The following is a 15803-nucleotide window of genomic DNA, read 5'->3' as shown; positions in this document are numbered from 1 at the left end:
GAGGCGTTCAATGGACCTGACCCCGCTCGGTTTCGCCATCCACGTCTGTCGCGCGGTGTTTTTCATATTCGGTGTCGGCAAGATCATCGACCACCTGGCGCAAGGCCTCCGTGTTGGCCGTCGCTGCATCGGATTGCAGGTAGATCTTGGCGACATAGAGCCGGTCGAGGCGGTCCTCGAGAACCTTGTCCAGCGCATCGGCATCCCCGGATGTGAGCCGGCCCAATTGACGGTCATCCAGCACCCGCGCGATCTCGGTTCGGAAAGCGTCCCGCTCCGCCTCGGTCTCGAAGGGCGCGGACAACTCCCCCGCCCGCTCATGGTCCAGGACACGCGCAATCTCGTCTGCAAGGCGGTCGGCACGGTCAGACTGCGAAGCAGTTTCATCGCGGGTCGCGAGAATGTCGTCGCGCGTGCCAGACCCGAGCCTGTCGCGCATCTCGGTTTCGCGGCGGACCTGATTGATAGCCTCCGTGTCCCGGATCTCGACGACGGCGGCATAGGTCGCGCCAAGCCCGCGGGCGAGGTGGGACGGCATGTCCGGATAGCGCGCGCGCAAGTCATCCGTGACAGCATCTGCAACGGGCGTGCGGACGTCGCGTCCCTCCATGATCCGGTCGACTTCGCGGGTGATCTCGCTGGCGCGGGCCGCATCGGTGATGGTCTCCCTGTAGGGCTCAGACCGGTCGATCACATCGCCTGGGCGTGCGAGCAGGTCCGGGTGTGCTTCGAGATACGCGCGCTGCTCCGTCTCGATCCGGCGCTCCGCTCGCGATACAACCTCCCAATCCCAGTCCTCGATCTGCTGCGCTGTCAGGCCGTCTGCGCGCATCTCCTGACGGATTGTCCCTTCCATCGCCCGCACCGCGCCCTCATGATAATGGAACCGCTCGCTGACCGCTTCCGCTTCCATGACACCATCCCGGCGCAGGACGTTCTCGCGCTCCAACAGCGTGCCAAGTTCCACATGCACGTCATTGAGAATGTCGCGCGCCTGTTCCAGATCGGCGCGGCGTTCAAGGTTCAGATCGCGCGCCTCAGCCACTTTGGAGAGATCATTGGCGATCCATTGATGCTCGAGAGCTGCATTTGAGGCGCCCGTCTCGATCCGGGCCACCACTTCCGATGTGCTGATGCCCGTGCCCCGTAGTGCTACGTCAATGCGCGATCTCAAGTCGGGCTCGGCCAGTCGCTCGCGCTGGCTGGCGTCAATATTGGCCTCGGAATAGATCCCGCCCTCCGAGGGGGTCTCTGACAGCGTGGATGATCGCAATCCGAGAGGCTGCATGTGCTGGACCTGCGTCTGGATCTCGATGAGGCGTTTTTCCAGCACGGGACGTTCCGCGTCAGACTTCTCGGCGATCATGCCCTGCACCCGCGCGAGCTTTTCCGCATAGAGGCTTCTGAGATCCTCGAAGCTTTGATCCTCAGCCATATACACATCTCCTGTTCGGTCCACCTGTCCGCCATGCGCCAGCACCTCGCCCGCGCGGAAGAGTGCCGCGGCGATGTCTTCCCGGGCCTCCCGGGAGGCCTCTGCGGCAAGCGAATGGTAGACGGTTCTGGTGTTGACGATCTCCGCCAGCGTCCGGGTCAGGTCCTGCCCCACGCGTTCGCGCTCGCGGGGCGCGCGACCCTCTTCTTTCGCGGCGTAGATCTCGCTGGTCCGGGCCGGGTAATGCACGACGCCGCGCTCCACCCGCCGCGTGGCTTCCAGCCGCACGCCGTACTTCTCCGCCTCCTCGACCATGGCGAGGCGGAAGTCATCATAGTTGAAGCGATGGTCGCGCCCGAGGAAGAAGAACTCGCCTTCTTGCGAGCGGCGGTTCAACACCAGATGCGCATGGGGGTGATCGCGGTCCTCATGCACCGCGATGATGTAGTCGAAATGGCCCGCGTCGGTCTGGAAGAACCGCTCGGCCACATCCGTCGCGATGTCGCGCACATCCTCCCCACGCGTGCCCACGGGGAAGGACATGAGCATGTGGGTGGTCTGTCCGAGCTTGGGCTTGAAGCCCGCATCCCACCGCTTGGCAAAGCGCTCCGTCAGGTCCTTGATGTCACCCGCCTCGAGCTTCGCCTTGCCATCCAGGAACCCGCTACTGTCCACGATATGGGTAGACTTGGTGGTGAGGTAATCGAGCTGGTTTGCGAGCTGCGATTTGGTATGCGTGCCCCCGCCCCGGATCGCCTTGAAGACCGCTGGCCGATGCCCTGCTGCCGCGCGAGTAAGCTGGGTCTGCTTGGCCACGTGCAGACCTTGCATCGAGCCCCGGACGCGGCTCCAGCCATCCCGGAAGACCTCGCCCGTGACGGCATGGACGGCATCATTCAGCCGCATGGGCAAACTCCCTCAGCGCGGCTGTGGCCTGCAGATGCATTGCGTCCCGACGGCGGCGCAGGAGCAGATCGATCTCGTCAGCAGAATCGAGGATGAACCGCGCCAGCCCGCGCATCTGCGCAAGGCGCAGTTCGGTAAACTCCGGGCCAGCCCCCTGCCCCTGCCGGTTGGCCTGCGCCATCTGCTTGGCGATCTGCGCGACCCCATTACCGACCTCGTGCAGAGAGGCGCGGTAGCGCGCCATCTCTGCTGCCATCTGCGCGTCCGGAACGAACACCCCGCCTGCCGCCTGAATGAGCCGCCTGAGCCCCTCGGCACGGCTCTCGATCCCGGCCTCGACCAGCACCTCGTCGAGCGCCGCAAGCTCCGCAGCCGTCACCTTCACACTGACCGCTGAGACCGGAATTGCGGCATCCGTCTGGCGCTCGGCATCGGCTTTGAGCGTGTACTGAATCGCCCGCACCGACACGCCAAAGCGTTCCGCCAGCACTGAAGTGGAAGCGCCTTCCGCAGCTTCGCGAACGATCTCCATGCGGTCCGCATCTGTGAGGCGTTTTGAGCGAGACATGCGAAGAAAGACCCCCTATTTCCTGCCACCTTCCACCAAGGCTGCCCCTACCTTACGATAATATACCTAGCTGTCAATTATATACTTACGTCGCACTCAGGCTCAGGCAGCCTTGGTGTGCGCTTCCCCCGCGGCCCGCAGGGACGCGGCTCTGCCGCCCTCACCACCGGGCGACACCTGTCCTAGGGGTCCGGTCCGCCAGCCCCGCCCGAGGCTCTGGCCGAACACGCATGTGTTCGGACGGAACCGCGGGCGGGCGCAAACCCCACCGACAGGGCGGACAGGCAGGGTCAAGGAGGGCCAGATTTGGGTCCCCAAATCTCTGCCGCAAAAACCGGGAGGCCCTGGCCGATAGGTTTTTGTGGATGGCCCCCTTGAGGCTGACTGGCCGGTCTGTCGCGGCCTGGTCATTCCGGGCGGAGTGCGTCCGTTGAACGCGCACGGACCAGCATCCCTGGAACAGAGATCGGGCCGCCCCAAGATCGTCCTGGGGCGGCCCATCCTCGTCAGAGGATTTAGTCCTGGGGATCTTTCGCGCTCGGTGGGAACATCACCAGCTCCGAGACCGCGACCGGGAAGTCGAGCTTGAGGCTGAAGAACTCCGAGCCGTCCCCGTTGCGAGTGTTGCGGAACATCGCACCCACGCGCTGAAAACGGGTGCGCTCCTGGCCATCGGTATCGGTGAACTTGACGGGGACGGTGGCGACGTAGTGGTTGGTCATTTGGGTCTCTCCTTGTTGCGATGGGGATCACCCGGCACGGGGGCAAGAGGGCCGGTCGCAAGCGCAAATGCGGAGGGTCCGCGGCTAGCCGTGGAAGCCGTATTTGTGCTTGCCGAAGCGTGAGCTGAGGGCACGATTGGGCCGACCCCGTGCGATCCACATCTATGAGCAAAAAGGAGAGACCCGGATGACCCTTGCCATCACGCAGCCGCCACCATCCGCGTCCCGCCGAGCCTGGCCGGGGTGCTGACGGAGCCCGCCCGCGTGGATGCGATGTTCCGAAACACCACCCGAGGGACGCGCAAGTCTTTAGCCTCAAGTGCGACGTTTCGAGCCTTCGTGTGTTGCGATGCTGACGATGTGCGTGAGGTGCGCACCATCCCCAACCCGTACCGATGCGGATGGGCCGCACTCTGACGGACTTGGTAGAGGGATAACGGTGCTGGCCACCGCAGACTGCCGATCACGCGTGACCGATCGCACGCGCCATGAGACATGACGAAAGGGCCGCGCCAAGCGCGACCCCCTCTCTTCAATCCTGCGCAGTCTTCTTCGCCGGGTCCGCAACCCGCATGACCGTCAGGCCTTTCGCTTCCGCCTTCTGCCCGAGGTTCAGCGCGACCCCGTTGCCGCCGAAGAGGACAACCCCCGTCGCGGCGAACTTGTCGTCCAGCATTTCGTCATTGCACTTGAACGGTGCCGCCCGTCCATGCGCGGACCAGCGCGGATCGAAGCGCGCCTGTGCTATCCCGCGTGCCCGGGCCCACCGAGCCGCAATCATCTCCGCCCCGTGCTTGCCACCCTTGTGGCAGAGGAAAATCTCCTGATTGCGGTTCTGCTTGATCCGTTCGCGAACCTTGTCGAGCGTGTTGAAGATCACATCGACATCGGTCCAGTCGGTGGCGCCTGAGACGATCAGGGGCACCCCCTCGACTTTCGACTTCTCGGCGGTTTCGCGGTCGTGCTGCTCCAGGAGCTGCCGTGCCTCGAAGACCGCCCCGGTCTCTTGCGCGCGGACGCTTGCGCCCGACCCGGCTGCCGGGATGTAGGCGTGGCCCGTCTCGATCTCGTAGCATTCCGCCGCTGCCTCGCTCATCACCTCGATGGCGCTGACAATCTCGCGCAGCTGCACAAAGCGCGCCTGCGCCTCTTCGAGCGCGGTCTCGGCGATCTCCGATCCGTCGTGGGATTTTGCCAGCGCGCCGATCTTGTCGGCGGTGCGGTCGACCTCCTTGCCGAGTGCCACCTTGCGGCGCTGCAGGATCGTCGCGAGCCCATGGGCCAGCGGTTCGATTTCGGCTTCAAGCCCGGTCCCGCGCAGCTGCCCGAGCAAAGCCTCGAAGCTTTCGCGGATGATGCGGTCGGTCAGGATGTGATCTTCCGGGATCGGCAGCTGCGCGTCCTTCTCGGTCAGTCCGAAAAGTTCGATGGTCTCGTAGGTGTTTGCGGTGTCGTAAGCCATGTTTGGTCTCCAGTGTTCGGTTCCAAGGCCACCACGTGAGTGTGGGGGCATGGCCGAATGTCTGGTTTCCGAATCTGCCCGGGTCAGGGACGGCGCAGCCGCCGGCTTGCCGGGCGCAAAAGTTTTCCGTGCGCAACACCCGAGACACGCGCGCCCTCACGCACGGGACCGCGCCGCGCCACGGGCGCCGCCCTCGCCGAAAAGTTTTGCGATCCTTGACGCGGGCTGATTTGGGGGCCATCCGGAGGATATGCTTCCGCACTCATGTGTGTGTGTTTTGACGGTAGGTTTGCCCGACCCGAGCAGGCAAACGGCCCGACCGGACGCGGAAGACGGATGGAGCGGCGGGATCGTTTTGGCCTCGGGCCAAAACAGACCAGAGCGCAATCCGGAGGAGCGGCCGGGGAGGGACGTGCTCGCGAGGCGGGCAAACCGGGATGCCAGGCGCGACGCCGCGGTGAGGCCGCATGGCCGAATGCGCGACGGACCGAAGGGCCGTTCTCCCCTGCGACACGCGAAGCCGAGCTGGGGAGGCCGTAAGGCTTTGGCCACGGTTGATGTGCAGGGACTACGCTGCCGACTATAGGGATTGCTTGTCCAGGCATTCGACGTGATGGGCGGAAACCGGACTTTCGCTGCGCCGCAAACAAAAATGATCCACCTGAAGAAAGCAGACTCTCGGGGTTGCGACGCGACATTTTTCCGGGTGCAGGCGCGGCGAAGGACTGGTTCGAGCCGATGCTCATCAGTGACGATCTGCGCAGCGAACTTGTGCCTTGGGTCTACAAAGCCACCATGCAGCCCGTCAGCACATTCATGAACTCACTCTGCGAAAGATTGAGCGCAGCCTCCCGCCACGCGTAATGCTTCAGAGTGATCGACAGGGGGCACGCGTTTCATGCCAGTCCCCGACGATGCCCCCCCGTGAGGCTGGGACCGGCGCACCCCGGGGTTCGGAACTTCCACCCGCCTGACGCGTTCCAGCCCTATACAGTTTTTCAGAGATCGGCTCGGCCGGAGGGGGAGTTTCTCATGGCGGAGAACAAAAGCTCAACTTGGGATGTAAAGACAATCGGGATCGCGGCGGCGGCAGTCGTTGGGTGGGGGGCTGCCATATATGCATTCACCGACACTGCAGAACTTCAGAAGCAGACCGACCGCACTATCTCGCGCTTGCAAAGCGCTATCAGCACGCAGCAGGAAGCAGCCGGAAGCGTCGAGGAATTGCAGGCGGAGCTCGCATCGCTGGAAACGGAGACCCAGTCCCTGCAGGAGCAGCGCGACGGCATCCAGTCGGACATCGACACCTTGCAGCCGAAGCTTGACGAATTGATCGTACAGCAGACCTCCATTGACGAAACGGTGGCGCAGAAGCAGCAGCAAAACAATGAGCTGGAGCAGCAGATCTCGTCGATGCGTGAAGAAATGACCAGCTTTGAAACCCGCAAGGCAGACATCCAAAGTCAAATTGTCTCCCAGACGCAGGAGTTGACCGACATAAATACCCGGGTCGAAGAAGCTCGGGCGCGTGAGGCCGAAGTTCAGGAAAGCCTCGCAACACTTAGTGAGGACAACGCGCGGCTCGCCGAAGAAGTCTCCACCGGCGAAAGCGAGCTCCAGTCTCTGACGGCGCAGGAAACGAATTTGAGAGACGAGGTCGCAACCTTGGAAAGCAGCCTGAACGACATGCAGGCCCGGCAAGCGGAGCTTGAGCATAGTTTCGCCAGCATGACCGAGCGGAAGACCGCCCTGGAAACCGATGTCGCTGACGCCCAAGAGCAGCGAAACGAAATCCAGAAAATTGTAACGGACCTTACCAGCAATGTAGAAGAACGCTCCCGCAAGCTGTTGGAGATTGAGGAGCGGATCTCAGCCGCGGAAAACGGTCAGGGGTCTTCTGCGGGCGGCAACAACAGCAACGGGTCGGAAGACAGTCATTCGGAGGCCGAATCAACCGCCACGCGCGAGATGCAAGGCACGCAGGAAAATACTGGCAACGGCGATGATCCGGTCGCTTCCCAAGCGGAAACTTCAAATTCAAACTCCTCCGGGCAGCCCGCCGAAGAGAATGAACGAGGCGACATGTCGTCCGACGCCGAAGGTGAGGACGTAACCGAGATCGACAGCGACATTAACGACAGCGCCGACTTGGTGGATTCGTTGCAGGAATCTGGCGGCCTCCCGCCCGAAGACCTGTCAGAAGCGGGTAGTCAGAATGCCGGATCCTCCGGCACATCATCGAAAGATGAGATGCAGAGCCCGACATCGAGCAGCGATCAGAAGACTGACACAGCGACCGATGGCGCATCGGGTGATACGTCCTTGATCGAGGGCAACGCGTCTGACACGTCATCGTCGGCGGAGGCGGAAAACCAGAACACCGAAGGCGAATCTGCTGGTTCTGATACCGAAACCGAAAGTGAGAACGCCGCCGAACCAACTCAGAAGCCACAGAAAGCCGGTAACTAAGCACAGATACTCACGCTTTCGGCGATCCGAGGGCTCGTGAGACGATACTTGCGCTAATTTACCGGCAAGACGCAGCCTCCCAAGCAAAAAAATGCCGATTGATAGGCGCTGAAAATATTGCGAACATCGCCGTCGTTTAGCAGCAATGGCACTGGGCCCAAGGTCAGCTTTGGCGAGTGCAGTGCCGCTACAATAGATAGACCCCGAAAGGCAGCTTTGGGCCGATTGTACTGTTTCATTCCAGATCGACGCCGCCGAGGCGCGGCGCATGGACATGCGTCCGGACAAGGACTGCAGCGACCGCGCCCGCGATAGCGCCGAAGAGATGAGCCTCCCACGAAACGCCGGGTTGGCCCGGAAGAACGCCCCAGAGAATTGAGCCATAGAGGACACCGACCACCAGTGCCGCGCCCAGCGTGATCAATGAGCGATCCACGAAGCCGCGCGCGACGAGGAAGCCAAACCAGCCGAAGACCAACCCTGACGCACCGATATGGATGGCGGAGCTTCCGAACAGCCAGACGAGTCCGCCGCCGAGGCCGATCACCACTGCGTTCACCGGCAGCAAGGCCCTCGTGGTCGTGGCCACCAGCAGCCCACCCATCACCAGGAGCGGCGGCGTATTGGCCATCAGGTGCGCGAAACTTCCATGCAGGAGGGGCATGGCGATGACGCCATCCAATCCGCTGACGTGCCGCGGGATCAGGCCGAAGGCCGGGTTCAAGCCGTAACCGATGATCCAATTGACGAGGTGAATCGCCCAGAGCAGTACGACAAAGGCGACAAGCGCTGCGGCGCGCCGGAAGAAGGCGCGCATGTGATCCCGGTTCATCATGTTGGCGACAGTAGACGTCACCACAGCGCCTTCAACGGCTTCCGCACGCTGCACAGGGTGCCACCTCCGGGAAAGGGGGTTTGAGGCGGCCAACTTGGTCAAGGCCCAAGGCAAGAGAACGGCCTCGATCTTACACGGTGTTCCCCGGACGAAAGGGCTGCGGTTCACGCTCGGGGCGCTTCAGGGCTTCGGCGAATTTGCGGGCATTGTCATCGATCGTGCTGTGCCAAAGCTTCGAGACGAAGGCCCGGGCGTCTTGGACTGTCATGTCTTTCAGCGGAGAGGACAGCGCCATGAAAAGCTCATCCTCGCTTATCGCAGCGGCGCGGTGCATGGCATCCGCGTAAAATGACGGGTCGTTGAGAACCTGCTCGCGCAGCGGCATCCGCGCGAGGTTCTCTTCAGGGATCGCCATGAAGATCGTGTCCTGCAGGTCGGTCAGATACGCACGCCACGATGTGGACACCGGCTTTCCCGCCGCCTTGGCCTCCAGATATGCATGCCTTGTCCTGTCGAGCTTTGCCCTTGCATGGGTCATGATGACATCACGCTTGCGGTCAGGCAGCGCAAATCCGGTGCAACGCTCGATATGAGCAAGAAGCTCTGCAACCTCTGCTTCTACATCAAAGCTCTCGAACCACGGAGCTTTTCCCAGTCTCGCCACCATGCGCCTACCCTCGTCTATTCGATAATATATTATCGTATATCATATTCAGCAGATCGCAAGCGGGTGGCGTCCTTCACGCAAACGGACATGAAAAAAGGGGAACCGTGATCCCACGGCTCCCCTTTGGGTTCAGATCGTCTCCCCCTCGCGCGCCAATTAGGCGACGAGCGACAGCCCCGCGCCTGCGTCCTGCGGCTGTTCACCGCTGTCGATGAACGGGATGATCGAGAAGGTCTGCCCGCCGCGCTGTTCTTCGTTCTGCACGGCGTTGACGCGCAGGTCGCCATCAGGCGTGTTGATCAGCAACGAAAGGTAGTCATTGCCCGTGCGGCTGCTTTTCGCCATCCAGGCCGAGCCGACGCGGATCGGTGCGCCCCGGGGCGAGCTGACCTCGATGCGGTAATCGGGGTGGGTCTCCTCGGATTTGTAGCTGTTCTCGATCAGCATAAACTCCAGATCGAACATCATGTTGGCGATGTAGCCGGTGAAGGCGTTGTCAGCGTCCATGGCGGTGAGCTCGCCCGAGATCGAGCCAGATTTCATCAGGCCGTTCGAGACCAGTGGGATGATCTCGAACGCGCCGCTCTGGGCCGCACGCGCCTCTTTCGTCTGCACCGCGTTGACCCGGAACGGACCCAAGCCGACATCGATCTGGATCGAGATGTAGGGGTTGCCGCTGGTATTGCCGGTCTCGTTCCAGGCCGTGCCGATGCGCACCTTGCGGCCTGATTTGTTGACTGCCGTCACGTCAAAATCCGGGCTGCGTTCGGACATCTTGGCCCGCGCCTCCAACTGGATAGCGATATCAAAGCGCGTCGAGTGGATCATGCCGGTGTACTGAGCGGCTGTGGTCTCGACATTGCGGGTGAGGGTTCCTGCGAACATGGGATGGTTCCTTTTGGATTGGCCGGTGTCTGACGTCCTTGCCAGCGCATCCGGGATTGCTTTCTCGACCCCTTGAGGGATCACAAATCAGAAAGCCTGCTTTCCTTTCAGCCCCGCCCACGGGTCAAAGCTGCCGTCCGAGTGGGAATGCCCCCGCGCCTCCGGGTGCTACGTCCCTCCCCTGCCCGTCTGGTCTTGATTGGCTGCCCGGATTTTCCGCGCCGTCCTCCGATCGCGCGATGAAGAACTCCGCCTCTTTTCCGTTCAACCGTTGCCCGCTCCGGTCGGTCAGGCCGATGCAGCTACCGTTCGGCACATAGGTGATGAGGTACTGACCGAGCCGGTCCTTGTGGACAACGTAGCCGGTATTGGCCCAGTGCACGGTCTGCCCGGCATCGACGGCGGCCTTGATTTCACCGAGTGTCATGCGATCCTCCTCAAGAAGAATGGTGGGGAAACGACGCAAGAAGCCCGATCTTCCAACCGGGCTTCCATGCAGTATTCGTTTGGCCAACGGCCGAGAGCTGTCAGGCGCTTTGCGTGGCTTGCGTCGCGCGCGCCGCCATCCAATCCTTCAGGCCAAGAACCGTTCGTCCGGCGGCGACCTCGGAGGCCCAGGCAACCCTTGGGTCGCCGCAGGGCTCGGAGCCGACATGCCGGTCGATATGGCCATTTGCCATCCAAGGCTCAGGTTGTATCCGTCGCAGCCAGTCCGCCATGGTCGGGATGCGGCCCTGGCAGTCTTCGCGGATATGCTGCTCGCCGATCCAGCGTACGGGGATCTCTCGACCAGCTTTATTGGTCAGGGTCAGGCCGAAAACCCGTTCCGCCTCGAACAGGCCTTGGGCATGATGGCGCATGGCTCGGTGCGTGAAGAGCGCGAGGTGCTCTTTCGAGGCGTCAAACCAATCGTGCACAGCCTGATAGTCAGACGGCACCCCGCCGAATTTCCGGGCAGAGCTTTCAGCATGATGAAACGGATGGGCCATCTCACAGCCCCTCGACATAGCTGTGCGAGCATTCGACATAGCGGTCCGCGTGATCGAGGGTGATGCTGTCGCCGGTGATGTCCCAGGTCAGCGTGCCATATCCGCCTTCGTTATTTTCGAACCCCGGGTGATGGTGATAGGCGAGCGACCAGGCGAAGTCGCCAACTTCTGTGGCAAGCGCCTCCGGCAGGTTGACCTCTGCAGGCTGCACCGTCACATCCTCGACATTGCCGGAGTCGCCATAGCCTTCGTATTCGACAGCGACCTCGCTGATGCCAAGCGCACGTAATTGCGCGAGCAGCTCCGTTCGGGATGCCTTCAAGGTGGTTTCGCGCTCCGCGCGCCATTGAGCCGCCATTGCGGCACAGTCGATCTGGGGATTGGTCATGGGTCTGTCCTCTTTTCTGAATTTGGGGGGGCCGGGCCTGGCATTGGTCAGCGCGCGCCCGGAAAGCGCAGATCGGCCAAATCCCGATCCACGCCGCCCGACCGGAAGCTCGCTTTGACTTTTCAGGCGGCTTGTTCTGCCGCCTTGGTGGTTCCCTGCCCAACGATCCGGGCCAGAATGCTCCCCGTGTCGATCCCGTCCCCGTGCGGCAGGAACACCCGTAGCTGGAAGGCGATGATCTCGGTGAAGCAGCCGAGCGCCTTGAGGCCGTCGATCATGCCCCGATCCGCACCGCCCAACTCAAGGCGCATCTCGCCTGCGACCCGGCGACGGGTCAGGGTCAGACCCAGGCCAATATCGACCGGCGCCGTGGTGCTGAGCGCAGCGGTCAGCATCTCCTGCGGTGTTTGCGGGTTGGACACGAGGAAGCGGGCGCGCAGCGCGGCCGCCCCTTCCTCGCTCAGCGTGCGACCGATCATGGCGGTCGCCCCGTCTGGCGTCACCCGGTAGATCCGCTCATTGGTGGTCGGAATATCCTTCCAGATCGGCAGCAGCAGCCCGGTCAGCAGGTAGAGCTTGGTCGTGGTGGTTTTTGGCAGGGACGCTGCCTCGGCATCCCAAAGGCTTGCAAACTCGGGCCTTCCGATGTCTTCCCAAGCCGAGGACTCGAACCGAGTCTCCTCGAGGTAGCTGGACCCGTTTGGCCGCACCGCCTTGCGCATCAGCGTAACGATGTCCTCATCATACATCTGCATGGGCCGCGCCGAGATGAGCGCCGCGCGACCGGAGGCGCGATTGACCATCGCCAGCTTGTCGGGATTGCGCGATATGGCGTCATCCGCCGACAGCACGTGGACCGGGTCCGTCACCTCAAGTCCGATGATCCGCGTCACCGCCCCGGATTTCGGGCAGGTCCAGAGATCCTCTGTGGAGACCTGCTCGATCCTTTCGCCACGCAGGGTTTCCACGCCGAAATCGAGCGTGCCCGCCGCGCGCGCCCGTTCAGTCTGATCGGCAATCCGCCTCATGAATTCCGCAAAGAGCGCATTCTGCATGTTGATGGGCAGGGCAAGCACCCGATTCAGAAACCGCTGGATCGGCGGCAGCTCCTCGAGCAGCACCCCGTCCTTGTCGATCAGCCGCAGGGCTGTCCAGTCGGTGAAGCTCTCGTAGCTCATCGCCTCAGCGCGCCCTGCGGCAAGATCGGCGAAATACCCACGTAGTGCGGCCCGCGCGATCGGGCTTTCGAGATTGTCCTCCTCGCGGAACATGCCTTGCGAGCCGGTCTCGCGCTGACCCTTGGTCAAGGCCCCTAGCTGGTCGAGGCGCTTGGCTATAGTCGAGGTGAAACGCTTTTCGCCATGCACATTCGAGGTGCAAACCCGGAAGAAAGGCGCGCTGACCTGGGCAGAGCGATGCGTGCGGCCGAACCCCTGGATGGCCGCATCGGCGCGCCAGCCGGGCTCCAGTAGGTAGTGCCGCCGCCGTTTCTGGTTCTTCGCCGTTTGCGCCGCATGATAGGACCGGCCCGTACCGCCCGCATCGGAGAAGATAAGGATGTCCTTCTCACCGTCCATGAAGGCTTGGGTTTCGGAGGAATTGCTGCTGGCGGCGCGCTTCTCGATGAAGAGATGACCATCCTCGGCCTTGAGGGGCCGGATGGACCGCCCCGTGACTTCTGCCACGGCCTCGTCGCCAAAGGCCCAGAGGATCTGGTCGAGCGCCGAGGGAATCGGCGCCAGCGTCATCAACTCCATCATGGCCGCATCTCGCAGGGCGAGCGCCTCGCGCGAGACAACGAGCGCCCCGGTCTCATCCCTCAAGGGTTCCGCCACCATATTGCCGTCGATCTCGACCAGCTTTTGCGCATGGATCGGGAAGGCCTGTTCGAGGTAGCCGAGAACATAGTCGCGCGGCGTCAAGGCACCCTCGACGAGTTCATCCTCGGGATCCATCGTCTCAAGCCGGCGTTTCAGCAGACTCTCGCCCGTCGAGACCACCTGGATGACGCAAGCCTTGCCCGCCGCTAGATCGTCCTCGATGGCGCGGATAATGCTTGGAGCCTTCATGCCCATCAGGAGATGGTTGAAGAAGCGCTGTTTCGTGCTCTCGAAGCGGGACTTGGCCGAGGCGCGTGCGGCCGACGCATTGGTCTCGCCCGAGGCGTCGTTGACGCCGGTCGCTGTCAGCGCGGCCTCGAGATTGTGATGGATCGTCCGAAACGCACCCGCATAGGCGTCGTAGATTTCGATCTGGGCCGGGGTGAGCGCGTGTTCGAGCACGTCATACTCCACGCCGTCGAAGCTGAGGGCGCGGGCCGTATAGAGCCCAAGCGTCTTGAGATCACGGGCAACCACCTCCATGGCGGCGACACCGCCGGCTTCCATCGCAGAAACGAAGCTCTCACGGCTTGGGAAGGGGTATTCGGGGCCCTGCCCCCAGAGCCCCAGCCGCGCGGCATAGGCCAGGTTGTGCACGCTCGTGGCACCCGTGGCCGAGATGTAGAAGACGCGAGCGCGGGGTGCTGCCAGTTGCAGCCGCAGGCCCGCAAGGCCCTGCTGGGAGGGTTTGACCCCCCTGCCCTGCTCGGACCCGGCCGCGTTCTGCATGGCATGGGCCTCATCAAAGGCCAGCACGCCTTCAAAGTCTTCGCCCATCCAGTCGAGGATCTGGCTCAGTCGCGTGGTGCCGCATTTGCCCGCGGACCGCAGCGTGGCGTAGGTGACGAAGAGGATACCGTCACCCATAGGGACAGGCTGGTCCGGTTTCCATTTGGAGAGCGGCTGGATGTCGGCTGGCGAGCCGCCGAGATCGGTCCAGTCGCGGATGGCGTCCTCGATGAGCGTGGCGGATTTGGAGACCCAGATCGCCTTCCTGCGCCCGGAAAGCCAGTTCACGAGAATGAGCCCCGCGCATTCGCGCCCCTTGCCGCAACCGGTGCCGTCGCCGAGGAAATAGCCAAGGCGATAGGCCCGTGCGTCCGGGTCATCATCGGCGCGCGTCAGCTTGGTCTGGTCGTCATCGATTGTAAACCGCCCCGGCAGATCGCGCCCATGGGCATCATGGGCCATGATGATGGTCTCGAGCTGCGCCTCGGAGAGATCTCCCTCCTCGATCAACCGTGCGGGCAGGCGCAAGTCATCACTGCCCGTATTTGAGGGCATGGGCGGGGCAACCGAGGCCATGGCGATGCTTTCGACCAGCGGCGTCGGATGTTCCTGCGCACCCGCGATCTCGATCCGCTGCGGACGGTAGCGCGCATAGATGTCCGAGATGGGCATGTTGTTGCGCGGGGTCTGAAGGCTCGTGAAGCTGAGCGGACGGACGGCATTGGCCCTGGCTGTGGGGGCGGTGATAACACCGGCAGCGGTCTTGCGCGGGACAAATGATCGAACGGTCGGCCGAGCATGAGGGATCGCTTCAACCCGTTGGGCCGGGCTCATCTCGGTCCGTGTTGCGGCCACGGCATCGACAAATGGAAGGGCTTCATCCAGATCGCACAAAGTGGCGCGGATCATCTCGCCGCCCTCCTGCACCTTGTCGAAGACCATCAGCTGGGTTTCGACAGAGGTGCCGAGCTTGCGGTAGACCTGCCCCGGCATCGTCAGCGCCAATCGTGGCGTTAGGAGACCGCAGGCGCGGGACCAATGCGCGGCATCGCGTTCGGGCGTGAACCCCGTCGGCATGATCGCCACCAGGCGCCCACCTGGTGCCAGGCGCTTTGCAGCCGCAATGAGATGTTTGGCAGCGATGTGCTTGTCGCGGGATCGGTCGACCGAGGAGGCGAAGGGCGGATTCATCACCACGACGTCGGGTAGAACCGGCGTCTGCAGCAGATCGTCGATATGCTCGCCGTCATGGCCCGTCACATCGCCACCAAAGACCGCGCGCAGGAGGCGCTGGCGAAAAGGGTCGATCTCGTTGAGCAAAAGCGTGGCACCGGCCCGGGCGGCGAAAGTAGCCAGGGCACCGGTGCCAGCCGAGGGCTCCAGCACGGTCTCGCCCTTGCGGATCGCCGCGGCCCGCAAGACCAGCGCCGCGAATGGCAGCGGCGTGGAAAACTGCTGCAGCCGGATCTGCTGCTCTGACCGGCGCGTTTCCGTGAGAAGCCGTGAGGCAAGGAGCTTTGCAGCGGCGATGTCACCTGCCGCACCGTCCCCACCCAGCAGCACCTGGATGGCCGCAGCCTGCATCATGTCATAGGCTATGCGCCAGTCCCAGGCGCCCCCGGCATCACTGCCATGTAACGTCTCGCGCATGATGCGCGCCAGCGCTGAGCTGCGCAGGGGTTGGTGGTCGATCTGCGCGCCGATCTGCGCGAGGGCAGAGACGAGATCAGCGCCGGAATCGACGGGAGCGTGATGCGTTGAGCAAGGCTTGGCCATGGGATTTTTCCTTTGGATGAGGGTCAGAATTCCAAAGGACAAAAAGCCAGCTTTCCCCTTTTGGGGTTAAGGATCTGAAATCAAGAACCGGG

The 15803-nt window shown here is 62.9% G+C and carries 13 protein-coding genes; 2 read left to right on the top strand and 11 right to left on the bottom strand.

What is annotated here, in order from left to right:
* Positions 1-7: 7 nt before the first annotated feature.
* The 4 genes from ACGYKA_RS17305 to ACGYKA_RS17290 all read right to left on the bottom strand — a co-directional run bounded on the left by ACGYKA_RS17305 (position 8) and on the right by ACGYKA_RS17290 (position 5093).
* Positions 8-2341, bottom strand: coding sequence for a relaxase/mobilization nuclease domain-containing protein (locus ACGYKA_RS17305; RefSeq protein ID WP_394439316.1), 2334 nt, complete (start codon positions 2339-2341; stop codon positions 8-10).
* On the bottom strand, positions 2328-2909 hold the full coding sequence (locus ACGYKA_RS17300) for a helix-turn-helix domain-containing protein (protein WP_394439315.1): 582 nt from the start codon (positions 2907-2909) through the stop codon (positions 2328-2330). Before ACGYKA_RS17300 ends, ACGYKA_RS17305 begins: the two co-directional genes overlap by 14 nt.
* Before the next feature lie 515 nt (positions 2910-3424).
* Positions 3425-3631, bottom strand: a complete 207-nt coding sequence (locus tag ACGYKA_RS17295; RefSeq protein ID WP_007120662.1) for a hypothetical protein — start codon at positions 3629-3631, stop codon at positions 3425-3427.
* 532 nt (positions 3632-4163) lie between these two features.
* On the bottom strand, positions 4164-5093 hold the full coding sequence (locus ACGYKA_RS17290) for a DUF2493 domain-containing protein (protein ID WP_394439313.1): 930 nt from the start codon (positions 5091-5093) through the stop codon (positions 4164-4166).
* Between the two features lie 684 nt (positions 5094-5777).
* Here ACGYKA_RS17290 and ACGYKA_RS17285 point away from each other — a divergent pair.
* The gene (locus ACGYKA_RS17285) at positions 5778-5957 is read left to right on the top strand and encodes a hypothetical protein (RefSeq protein WP_394439311.1); all 180 of its coding nucleotides are present in this window, start codon (positions 5778-5780) and stop codon (positions 5955-5957) included.
* A 168-nt stretch (positions 5958-6125) separates the two neighbouring features.
* Positions 6126-7562: a hypothetical protein gene (locus tag ACGYKA_RS17280; protein ID WP_394439309.1), complete on the top strand. Its 1437-nt coding sequence runs from the start codon at positions 6126-6128 to the stop codon at positions 7560-7562.
* Between the two features lie 235 nt (positions 7563-7797).
* Here the strand turns inward: ACGYKA_RS17280 and ACGYKA_RS17275 are convergent, their stop codons facing one another.
* The 7 genes from ACGYKA_RS17275 to ACGYKA_RS17245 form a co-directional block, all read right to left on the bottom strand.
* A complete protein-coding gene (locus tag ACGYKA_RS17275) occupies positions 7798-8379 on the bottom strand; it encodes a rhomboid family intramembrane serine protease (protein WP_394439353.1) in 582 nt (193 codons plus the stop codon).
* Positions 8380-8527: 148 nt separating this feature from the next.
* Positions 8528-9064: a hypothetical protein gene (locus ACGYKA_RS17270; RefSeq protein WP_394439307.1), complete on the bottom strand. Its 537-nt coding sequence runs from the start codon at positions 9062-9064 to the stop codon at positions 8528-8530.
* Between the two features lie 156 nt (positions 9065-9220).
* Complete coding sequence (locus ACGYKA_RS17265) at positions 9221-9949, bottom strand: DUF736 family protein (RefSeq protein ID WP_394439305.1); 729 nt, start codon at positions 9947-9949, stop codon at positions 9221-9223.
* Positions 9950-10073: 124 nt separating this feature from the next.
* Complete coding sequence (locus ACGYKA_RS17260) at positions 10074-10376, bottom strand: hypothetical protein (RefSeq protein ID WP_394439303.1); 303 nt, start codon at positions 10374-10376, stop codon at positions 10074-10076.
* A 100-nt stretch (positions 10377-10476) separates the two neighbouring features.
* A complete protein-coding gene (locus ACGYKA_RS17255) occupies positions 10477-10938 on the bottom strand; it encodes a DUF6915 family protein (protein WP_394439301.1) in 462 nt (153 codons plus the stop codon).
* A gap of 1 nt (position 10939) precedes the next feature.
* Entirely contained in the window at positions 10940-11326 is a 387-nt protein-coding gene (locus ACGYKA_RS17250) for a DUF6878 family protein (protein WP_394439299.1), read from the bottom strand.
* A gap of 122 nt (positions 11327-11448) precedes the next feature.
* Positions 11449-15711 carry a strawberry notch-like NTP hydrolase domain-containing protein gene (locus ACGYKA_RS17245; protein ID WP_394439297.1) on the bottom strand — a complete coding sequence of 1421 codons (4263 nt, stop codon included), beginning with the start codon at positions 15709-15711 and terminating at the stop codon, positions 11449-11451.
* Positions 15712-15803: the final 92 nt, after the last annotated feature.

The organism is Sulfitobacter sp. 1A15106 (assembly GCF_043556995.1).
In the GTDB taxonomy this organism is placed as follows: domain Bacteria; phylum Pseudomonadota; class Alphaproteobacteria; order Rhodobacterales; family Rhodobacteraceae; genus Sulfitobacter; species Sulfitobacter faviae.
Note: the sequence above shows the minus strand (reverse complement) of the source record. Positions and strands in the feature narration are given on the sequence as shown.